Raw genomic sequence first — 8,105 nt, forward strand, 5'->3', positions numbered from 1 at the left:
CCGCCCCACCCTGCCCGTGCAGGTGCCCGGAACCAGGGCGCTTTCCGTCGGGCCTGGGAACGGGGTAGGAGGAAGGGACTGGCATCCGCCTTGCTGACGGTGTTCCCCCGATGATGTTGCGTGCCCTCCCCCTCCTCCTGTGCCTGTTCGTGGCCGCTCCCGCCGGGGCGGCGTCCGGCCTGGAGCAGGCGCGCGCGAAGGCCCAGTCAGCGCGAACGGAGGCACGCACCCTGCGCACCCGGCAGCAGGGGCTGCGTGACGAGCTCAACGGCGTGGCCGCGCGCATCGAAGCGCTCAAGGCCCAGCGCCAGGGGAAGCTCACGGCGGGCGGAGAGCTGGAGTCCGCGCTGCGCCGTTCGCAGGAGCTGAGCGGAGAGCTGACGGGGCTGGCGCAGTCGGTGTCCGGCGCGGACGGCGAGGTGGAGCGCGCGCATCTGGCGCTGCACGGCGCGCTGTCCCAGGAGCTGACGCTGCTGCGCGCGGCGTGGGACGCGACGACGGACCGGACGGAGCGGGCGCGGCTGGTGGAGCAGATGCGATCCGTGCGCGGCGAACGAGAGGCCGTGCGCGCGGCGCTGCCCGCCTCCCAGGTGCCAGCGCTGGATGGCGCGGCGCGCGGAGATGATCCGGAGGACCTGCTCGCTCAGGCGGACGCGCTGCGCGACTCCCAGGACAAGGTGCGCCAGCGGCTCCAGGCCCTGAAGGCACGCATCACCGAGGTGCGCGAGGAGCGCGACCTGGACCGCCGCATGAACGACTTCCTGGGCGAGGAATCCATGTTCGACGACCAGGACCGCCGCTTGCGCCTGCGCTCGATGGGCAACCAGGGCCTGCAGGTGGCCCCCACCCAGCGGGGCGGCCGGCAGCCGGAGGTGATCCCGGGCGACGCGATGGTGGAGACGCCGGACTACGCGGGCGACCCGACCAAAGGTCCGGGGGTCGGAGGCAATCCCAATCCCACCGCGGGCGGGCAGACCTCTGGCATCACCGCCAGCGACCGGCGGCCCCAGGTGGACCCGGTGCGCGCCCAGGCGCTGGCCGCGGGCGGCCTGGAGGACCTCTCCTCGCTGGAGCAGGAGGCCGCGCGGCTGGAGTCCCTGGCGAGCGAGCTGGACGGGCGCGCGGGCTCGCTGGAGCGCCGCGCGAAGACGCTGGCCCCCTGAAGCAGCGACGGGTGGCCGCTACAGCAGGCCGCCCTCCACCTCCAGCACCACCGTGGCCTGCACGCGCACCTCGCGCTCCGGCAGGCGCCCCGTGCCGCGCAGGATGATGGCCATGCTGGGCGCGGCCACGTAGGGCCTCAAGTCCACGCTGCCGTCCGTGTTCAACCCCACCGTGGGGTTGGGCGGGTTCAGGCCCAGGCCCGCGATGCCGTCCCGGGCCGCGAAGCGCGACTCGGAGTTGCCCGCGCGGGCCACGGCCTCCATCGAGTCCAGGAAGCCGAAGTCCTGGTCGTTCGGGCTCAGGACCTTGAGCCTCATCGACGTCACCTGCACGCGCGTCACCTCGTCCTTGGTGACGTCGCGGTTCTTGAAGTCCTGGTTCTCGTTGAAGTCCAGCGAGGAGAAGCTGCTGATGGAGGGAAAGGCATTGAGGAGCGTGGAGGTGCCAGCGGGGTTCGCGGGCACCGTCGCCTCGCCCTGGACCTCCGTGGTGAAGGACGCCGGGGAACAGGCGACGAGCCCCAGACCGGCCACCGCCGCGAGGAAGGACGCGTAAGACATGGCCGCAATGTACCGGGCGGCCGGGTGCGCCGTCACCGACCGCGGCCACACCCCGGGTGTCCCGGGGACGACGCGGCCGTACGGGGCACTTGCGAGCGTGGGGATGCCAGCGGGCCGGAGTATGGTGCGCGCGTCTTGGACCGTCGCCTCCTCCCGCTCCTCCTGGCCCTCAGCCTCCCCTGGGGCGGAGGTGCGCGCGCGGCCGAGTGGCAGGGCTCGCTCCGGGGCACCGGCCGGCTGCTCGTGGACAGCAACGCCCCGCGCGACTTCTCCGACGGCGCGACGCCCGGCCCCGGCGCGGACCTGGCCATGAGCGTGCTGGGCGTGGCGGAGGGACGGGGCACCGGCGAGCGGGCCCAGGTGGTGGGCCGGTACGAGCTGGGTGCGCGCAAGTACCTGGACTACGACAACGAGGACACGCTGGTGCAGGCGGGCGCGCTGGAGGGCTCGCTCGCCCTGGGCACCGAGTGGGGCGTGGGCGCGGAGGGCCACGCCAAGGACCGGCGGGGCGGCAGCCGCGCGTACTCGGACCTGGGCACCAGCCTCTTCGCCGAGTACGCCCCGGACGTGCGCCTGGCCCTGCGCGTGCGCCTGGGCGCCCGCCGCTTCGTGTACCGCCCGGACCACACGGCCGACTTCGGCGGCCCGGAGGTGGGCGTCCTGGGCCGCTACCGGTTGAGCCCGCGCCACACCCTGAGTGTGTTTGGCGAATGGGGTTCGCGCCGCTACGGCCCCTTCGCCCGGCCCTTCCCGGCCGTCACCTCATCCCCCGTGCGGCGGCAGGACGGCGCGCTGGTGGCGGGGGCGGGCTACACGTACCGGGGGCCGGTGAAGCTGTCGCTCAGCTATGCCTTCCAGGAGGTCAGCTCCAACAGCTTCGGTGAGACGGCCATGCGCCACCGGCTCGTCGGCAGCGCCGGGGTGCGGCTGCCGTGGCGGGTGACGCTCCTGGCGCAGGGGACGCTGGGCCTGGCGCGCTACCCGGACGGCATCTTCCTGTCGCCGGAGATCATCCTGGTGGAGGAGGACGAGGGGCAGAACTCGCTGTCCCTCAAGCTGGCCCGGCCCGTCTCCGCCCGCGTGGACATGGAGGTGTCCTGGGGCCTCTGGAGCACGCGCCTGCCGCGCAATGACTTGCGATACACGCGCCAGGTGTTCGGCGTGGGCTTCACCTGGCGCGACCAGGACTAGGAGCCCAGGCTCTGGAGCACCGTCAGTCCAGGTCGGCGATGCGCTCGTCGATTTCCTCGGCCAGGCTGGGGTGCTGCTGGGCGAGCGCGTGGTCCCGGGCGGTGGTGAGCACCTGCTTCGCCTTGTCCGTCTGGCCGGCCCCCGCGTAGGCATCCCCCAGGGAGACGAGGGCGGCGGCGTACTTCGGGTCCAGGCGGACCGCGGACTCCAGGCTCTGGATGGCGCTGTCGTATTCCTTGCGTTCCAGGTGGAGCTTCCCCAGGGAGAACCAGGCCATGGGGGCGTCGGGGAACTGGGCCACCATCTTCTTGAACTGCTCCAGGCGGGCGTCGCTCATGGACGGAACCCATTAGAGGAGCGCTGGAAGCTTGCCAAGGGTGCGATAGGGTATCCGCCACATGGCCACGAAGAAGAAGACCCCTGCATCCAAGAAGGCGAAGGCGAAGAGCACGACCCGGGCTCCGGCCCGCAAGAAGACGGCCGCCAAGAAGGCGAAGCCGGGCGTGCGTCCGCCCCCGCGCAAGAAGACCGCCGCCGCGCGCAAGAAGGCGCCGAAGCCCGCCCCCCCGCCGCCGTTGCCCAAGCCCGCGGAGAACGCGAAGGCGCGTGAGCTGGCGCGCCGCATCGGCGACCTGCTGCTGGACAAGAAGGCCACGGACGTCGTCATCCTCGACATGCGCGGGATGACGTCCTACGCGGACTACATCGTCATCGCCTCCGGCGAGAGCGACCGTCAGGTGAGCGCCATGGCGGAGAACGTCCAGGTGCAGCTCAAGCAGGGGGCGCAGCCCCTGCGCCCCATCAGCACGGAAGGCCTGGAGACGGGCCAGTGGGTGCTGCTGGACTACGACGACGTCGTGGCCCACCTGTTCAACGGCGAGGTGCGCGCCTTCTACGACCTGGACGGGCTGTGGGCGGACGCGCCCCGGGTGAAGCTGTCCTAGTCCCGTGAAGGTCCGCCTCCTCTCCATCGGCAAGGACCGCTCCGGGTTGTTCGAGCCCGCCGTGCAGGAGTACGCGCGGCGGCTCGAGCACTACACGCGATTCGAGCTCCTGGAGCTGACCGAAGCGTCGGGCCGCAAGCTCAAGCCCGGCGAGGCGAAGTCCGCGGAGGCCGCCGCCATCCTCGGCAAGCGCAAGCCGCAGGACTGGATCGTGGCGCTGGACGAGCGCGGCACCCTGCTGGATTCGGTGGAGCTTGCCCGCTACGTCGCCAAGGCGCAGACGGGCTCGAAGGACCTGCTCTTCGTCATTGGCGGGGACGAGGGCCTGGACGACTCGGTGCGCGGCGCGGCGCATCAGGTGATGTCGCTGTCGCGGATGACGCTGCCCCACCGGCTGGCGCGGGTGGTGCTCATCGAGCAGCTCTACCGCGCGTTCACCATCCTGAAGGGCGAGCCCTACCACAAGTAGGCGGCCGGGCGGCCCGCCCCGAGGTGCTGGGGGCCTGGGCGTCAGGGCGCGTGAAGGGGCTGCGTCGGAGCGGCCATCATGAACACGCCCTCTTCTGAAACCTCCACGGCCGCCACCGTGCGCATCATCGCCTCGCCCCAGTCCTGGGTGGAGGGCGAGGCCGTCCGCCAATTGGAGGCCGTGTCGCGCCTGCCCGGGATGAGACTCGCGGTGGGCCTGCCGGACCTGCATCCCGGCAAGGGCGCTCCGGTGGGCGCGGCCTTCGAGTCCGAGGGCTTCCTCTATCCCTATCTCGTGGGCAGCGACATCGGCTGTGGCATGGGGTTGTGGGACGTGGACCTGCTGACGCGCAAGGCGAAGGCGGAGCGGTGGGCGGCGAAGTTGGACCTGGAAGGGCCGTGGGTGGGGGACACGAAGGCGGTGCTCGAGGAGCACGGCGCGCGCGGCATGGGCTTCGAGTCGGCGCTGGGCACGGTGGGCGGCGGCAACCACTTCGCGGAGGTGCAGCGGGTGGAGGAGGTGCACGACCCGCGCATCTTCGAGGCGCTGGGCCTGCGGGAGGAGCGGTTGCTGTTGCTCGTGCACTCGGGGTCGCGCGGGCTGGGGGAGGCCATCCTGCGCAAGCATGTCGACCGGCACGCGGCGGGCGGACTGGCGGCGGATTCGGACGAGGCGCGCGAATACCTCAAGCGACATGACGGCGCGGTGCTGTGGGCGAAGGCGAACCGGGCACTGGTGGCGCAGCGGACGTTGGATGGGATTGGGGCGACGGGGCGGCGGGTGTTGGACGTGTGCCACAACAGCGTGACCGCGCGGCATGCGGGCGGACGCGTGGGGTGGTTGCACCGCAAGGGCGCGGCGCCCTGGGACGAGGGTCCGGTGGTGATTCCCGGCAGCCGCGGTGCCCTGAGCTATCTGGTGTTGCCGGTGGGCACGGGCGAGCAGAGCGCGTACAGCCTGGCGCACGGTGCGGGACGCAAGTGGACGCGCACGGCGGCGCGGGAGCGGCTGAAGGAGCGCTTCACGGCGGAGTCGCTGACGCGCACGTCCTTCAAGAGCCACGTGGTGTGCGAGGACCGGGACCTGCTCTTCGAGGAGGCGCCGCCGGCATACAAAGCCATCGACCGCGTGGTGACGGACCTGGTGGAGGCGGGGCTGGTGAGGGTGGTGGCGACGCTGGCGCCGGTGCTCACGTACAAGACGCGAGGCCGCACGGCGGAGTGAGCGGCACGGGGCTCGCACGAGGGGCACGGGATGTGCTGCCCCTGTGAGTCCCGGTGATGTGGAAGGCCCTGTTGGATCTGGTCTATCCGCCCATGTGTCTGGCCTGCGCGAAGGTGCTGCCGGGCGCGGGCGCGGTGTTCTGCGAGCCGTGTGACACGGCGCTGGAGCGGCTGCCGCCGGTGTGTTGCCGGACGTGCGCGGAGCCCGGCGCATTCCCGGGGAACACCTGTCTCCGTTGCCGGACGGTGCCGCCACCGTTCAGCCGGGCCTGGGCGCCCTTCGCGCATGAAGGGCCGGTGGCGCGGGCCATCCACCGGTTCAAGTACGAGGACCACCCGGACCTCGCGGCGCCATTGGGGGTACTGCTCGCGGACGAGGCGCGGCGGTTCTTGAGGACCGCGCCCGGATGCGTGGTGGCGTTGCCTCTGCATGTGCGGCGATTCCGGAAGCGGCAGTACGACCAGGCGCACCTGCTCGCGGCGGAGCTGGCGAAGGCCACGGGGCGGACGGCGCCGGGGGATTGGCTGAAGCGCACGCGGGAGACGCGTAGGCAGGTGGGGCTGAGTGAAGCGGAGCGCACGGGCAACGTGGCAGGAGCGTTCGTGGCGTCGCGGGCGGTGAAGGGGCAGGAGGTGTTGCTCCTGGACGACGTGTTCACCACCGGGTCCACCGCGCGGGCCGCCGCGATCGCGCTGCGGGAAGCGGGGGCCACGCGCGTGGAGGTGCTGACCTTGGCGAGGGCGTTCACCCTCGCCTGATGACTGTGATTCAGCCCTGGGACTTCTTGAGCCGGGCGAGCTCGGCCTCGAGTTCCTTCAGACGACGCTCCAGGCCCTCGCGACGCTGAAGCTCGGCCTCCAGTTGGAGGACACGCTCTCTGTAGCTCAGCAGCGGCGTGGCGCTGGTCCAGAGCTGGAGGCGCTCTCCTTCCGTCTGGAATTCGAGTCCCAGCACCTTGGAGACGTATCGCCCCCGCTGTGGTTCGAGGCGGGTGTAGACGCGCGCATCGGGTGTCTCGAGCTGGTAGCACTCCAGCGTGCAGTCGCGTCCGTCGAGGATGAAGTACTCGGGAATCCCCAGGCGGGCATAGCGCTGCACATTGGCTTCGGCGGCTGTCTTCCGGTCGCCGCCCGCGTGCACCTCCATGACCCAATCCAACCCGTGGGCCTCGGCGCTACACACCCACTTGTCGCGAGTGCGCTGTTCCGCATCCAGCACGACCAGCAGGTCCGGCGCGAAGCGTGGCTCCTCGGGGTAGTAGATGGGGAGCGCGGAGCTCACATAGGCCCGTCGGGACTGCTGGGCCCAGTATCTGCGCAACACATTCCAGACGTAGGTACGCGGGCCGGTGTGCCAATCCCCTTCTGGCATTGGCATCTCATTCCACGTCACCTCGCCGGGCAGGGACGCCACGACCTGTGCCCGCTCCTCTTCGTCCATTGCATCCCATGCAGCCTGGGAGGGCGCACGTGGATATTCGAGCACAACCTCTGGAGTCACATCTTCCATGAAGGACATGATGGGTCGTCTCCATGGCAGGGTCAATCACCCGGGCGCCGTCTATGCTTCGCGGCGAATGACATCCACACCGGCCCCCATTCCTGGCAACGAGCCGAACGCGCAGCCACGGTGTGGCCCGCATTCCAGGGTCGCGACGGAGGCGTGCTCGCGCTGCGGTGGCTTCATGTGCCGGGCGTGCATTGCGCCGGACAGTGAGCCCGCGCACTGCCGGCCGTGCCGGAAGCACCTGCTGGCGACGGGCGCCATCGTCCCCAGCAGCCACTCCACCCTGGGTGAATACCTGGCCCAGTTCAGCTGGTTGATTGCCTTCCTCACTGCAGCGGGCATCTACCTGGCGCGCAGGACGGACAGCGCCGGACTGTGGCTGATCATCTTCCGGGTCGGCTTCACGCTGGGCCTGGCCTGTGGCGTCGTGGCGCTCATCCGGGAAAAGGGCCGACTCAGCCCCGGGGTCGTCGTGCCCGCCGTCATCGGCATCGTGCTCAACACCCCTCCGTTCCTCTGGGGAATGCTGATAGCCGTGGCCGGCGTGTAGTGAATCAGCGCGTCTTCGCCGTCTCCAGCGCGAGCGCCTCACCCCGCAACTGCGCGTCCAGCCAGAACGTCCCGCCCGGCACGAGCGAAGCCACGAAGGCCAAGGCGATCCGCTTCACACCCCAGCGGTATTCGATGGCCGCCATCATCAGCGTGTAGAGATACGCCATGAACAGCAGGCCGTGCGCCATGCCCACCACGCGCACGCCCAGGGGCATGTGCAGCACGTACTTCAGCGGCATGGCGATGAGCAGCAGCACCAGGAAGGACAGGCCTTCCCAGAAGGCGACAGCGCGGAAACGGCCCAGGGCGGTCTTCAGCATGACGTCCTCTCTCCTCCGCCCATCCCCTGCCGTCAAGACACCCGACGCTACGACCGCGCCTGCCCGCTCCAGGGCCCGCCTGACGTCAGGGCATCCCGGATGTCGGAAGCATCACGCCCTACGCCTTCCTCCACCTCGTCGCGCACTGGTCTGACTCCGCGGAGCTGCATGACGC

Annotated in this window: 11 protein-coding genes; 7 read left to right on the forward strand and 4 right to left on the reverse strand. The window is 70.8% G+C overall.

Annotation, left to right across the window (positions count from 1 at the left end):
* Positions 1–110: 110 nt before the first annotated feature.
* Complete coding sequence (locus D7Y11_RS40030; RefSeq protein WP_120581197.1) at positions 111–1,163, forward strand: TetR family transcriptional regulator; 1,053 nt, start codon at positions 111–113, stop codon at positions 1,161–1,163.
* Positions 1,164–1,181: 18 nt separating this feature from the next.
* Here the strand turns inward: D7Y11_RS40030 and D7Y11_RS40035 are convergent, their stop codons facing one another.
* The gene (locus D7Y11_RS40035; RefSeq protein WP_167547812.1) at positions 1,182–1,724 is read right to left on the reverse strand and encodes a hypothetical protein; all 543 of its coding nucleotides are present in this window, start codon (positions 1,722–1,724) and stop codon (positions 1,182–1,184) included.
* Between the two features lie 135 nt (positions 1,725–1,859).
* On the opposite strand from D7Y11_RS40035, the gene D7Y11_RS40040 reads away from it, so the two are divergent.
* Entirely contained in the window at positions 1,860–2,915 is a 1,056-nt protein-coding gene (locus D7Y11_RS40040) for a hypothetical protein (RefSeq protein WP_120581196.1), read from the forward strand.
* A 22-nt stretch (positions 2,916–2,937) separates the two neighbouring features.
* Here the strand turns inward: D7Y11_RS40040 and D7Y11_RS40045 are convergent, their stop codons facing one another.
* Positions 2,938–3,252 carry a tetratricopeptide repeat protein gene (locus tag D7Y11_RS40045; protein WP_120581195.1) on the reverse strand — a complete coding sequence of 105 codons (315 nt, stop codon included), beginning with the start codon at positions 3,250–3,252 and terminating at the stop codon, positions 2,938–2,940.
* Positions 3,253–3,313: 61 nt separating this feature from the next.
* Between D7Y11_RS40045 and rsfS the strand changes: the two genes are divergently transcribed.
* From rsfS to D7Y11_RS43990, 4 genes are all read left to right on the forward strand, one after another.
* Positions 3,314–3,859 (forward strand): ribosome silencing factor, encoded by a 546-nt coding sequence (rsfS, locus tag D7Y11_RS40050; RefSeq protein WP_169822374.1) that lies wholly within the window; start codon positions 3,314–3,316, stop codon positions 3,857–3,859.
* Between the two features lie 4 nt (positions 3,860–3,863).
* A complete protein-coding gene (locus tag D7Y11_RS40055; RefSeq protein ID WP_120581194.1) occupies positions 3,864–4,328 on the forward strand; it encodes a 23S rRNA (pseudouridine(1915)-N(3))-methyltransferase RlmH in 465 nt (154 codons plus the stop codon).
* 78 nt (positions 4,329–4,406) lie between these two features.
* Positions 4,407–5,552 carry an RNA ligase RtcB family protein gene (locus tag D7Y11_RS40060; RefSeq protein WP_126936309.1) on the forward strand — a complete coding sequence of 382 codons (1,146 nt, stop codon included), beginning with the start codon at positions 4,407–4,409 and terminating at the stop codon, positions 5,550–5,552.
* A gap of 56 nt (positions 5,553–5,608) precedes the next feature.
* Positions 5,609–6,310, forward strand: a complete 702-nt coding sequence (locus D7Y11_RS43990; RefSeq protein WP_172811445.1) for a ComF family protein — start codon at positions 5,609–5,611, stop codon at positions 6,308–6,310.
* Between the two features lie 10 nt (positions 6,311–6,320).
* Here D7Y11_RS43990 and D7Y11_RS40075 read toward each other — a convergent pair whose 3' ends face one another.
* Positions 6,321–7,070, reverse strand: a complete 750-nt coding sequence (locus D7Y11_RS40075; protein WP_257979496.1) for a Uma2 family endonuclease — start codon at positions 7,068–7,070, stop codon at positions 6,321–6,323.
* 166 nt (positions 7,071–7,236) lie between these two features.
* On the opposite strand from D7Y11_RS40075, the gene D7Y11_RS40080 reads away from it, so the two are divergent.
* Positions 7,237–7,608, forward strand: coding sequence for a hypothetical protein (locus tag D7Y11_RS40080; protein WP_126936310.1), 372 nt, complete (start codon positions 7,237–7,239; stop codon positions 7,606–7,608).
* 4 nt (positions 7,609–7,612) lie between these two features.
* Here the strand turns inward: D7Y11_RS40080 and D7Y11_RS40085 are convergent, their stop codons facing one another.
* Positions 7,613–7,930 (reverse strand): DUF3817 domain-containing protein, encoded by a 318-nt coding sequence (locus D7Y11_RS40085; protein ID WP_126936311.1) that lies wholly within the window; start codon positions 7,928–7,930, stop codon positions 7,613–7,615.
* Positions 7,931–8,105: the final 175 nt, after the last annotated feature.

Origin of the sequence: Corallococcus sp. AB018 (assembly GCF_003986945.1) — a bacterium.
GTDB lineage: Bacteria > Myxococcota > Myxococcia > Myxococcales > Myxococcaceae > Corallococcus > Corallococcus exiguus.

Excerpts from the sequence above, each read along its gene's own strand:
- D7Y11_RS40075 (WP_257979496.1), bottom strand. The coding sequence starts at position 7,070 with ATGTCCTTCATGGAAGATGTGACTCCAGAGGTTGTGCTCGAATATCCA.
- D7Y11_RS40035 (WP_167547812.1), bottom strand. The coding sequence starts at position 1,724 with ATGTCTTACGCGTCCTTCCTCGCGGCGGTGGCCGGTCTGGGGCTCGTC.
- D7Y11_RS40085 (WP_126936311.1), bottom strand. The coding sequence starts at position 7,930 with ATGCTGAAGACCGCCCTGGGCCGTTTCCGCGCTGTCGCCTTCTGGGAA.
- D7Y11_RS40045 (WP_120581195.1), bottom strand. The coding sequence starts at position 3,252 with ATGAGCGACGCCCGCCTGGAGCAGTTCAAGAAGATGGTGGCCCAGTTC.
- D7Y11_RS43990 (WP_172811445.1), top strand. The coding sequence starts at position 5,609 with ATGTGGAAGGCCCTGTTGGATCTGGTCTATCCGCCCATGTGTCTGGCC.
- D7Y11_RS40080 (WP_126936310.1), top strand. The coding sequence starts at position 7,237 with ATGTGCCGGGCGTGCATTGCGCCGGACAGTGAGCCCGCGCACTGCCGG.
- D7Y11_RS40030 (WP_120581197.1), top strand. The coding sequence starts at position 111 with ATGATGTTGCGTGCCCTCCCCCTCCTCCTGTGCCTGTTCGTGGCCGCT.
- rsfS (WP_169822374.1), top strand. The coding sequence starts at position 3,314 with ATGGCCACGAAGAAGAAGACCCCTGCATCCAAGAAGGCGAAGGCGAAG.
- D7Y11_RS40060 (WP_126936309.1), top strand. The coding sequence starts at position 4,407 with ATGAACACGCCCTCTTCTGAAACCTCCACGGCCGCCACCGTGCGCATC.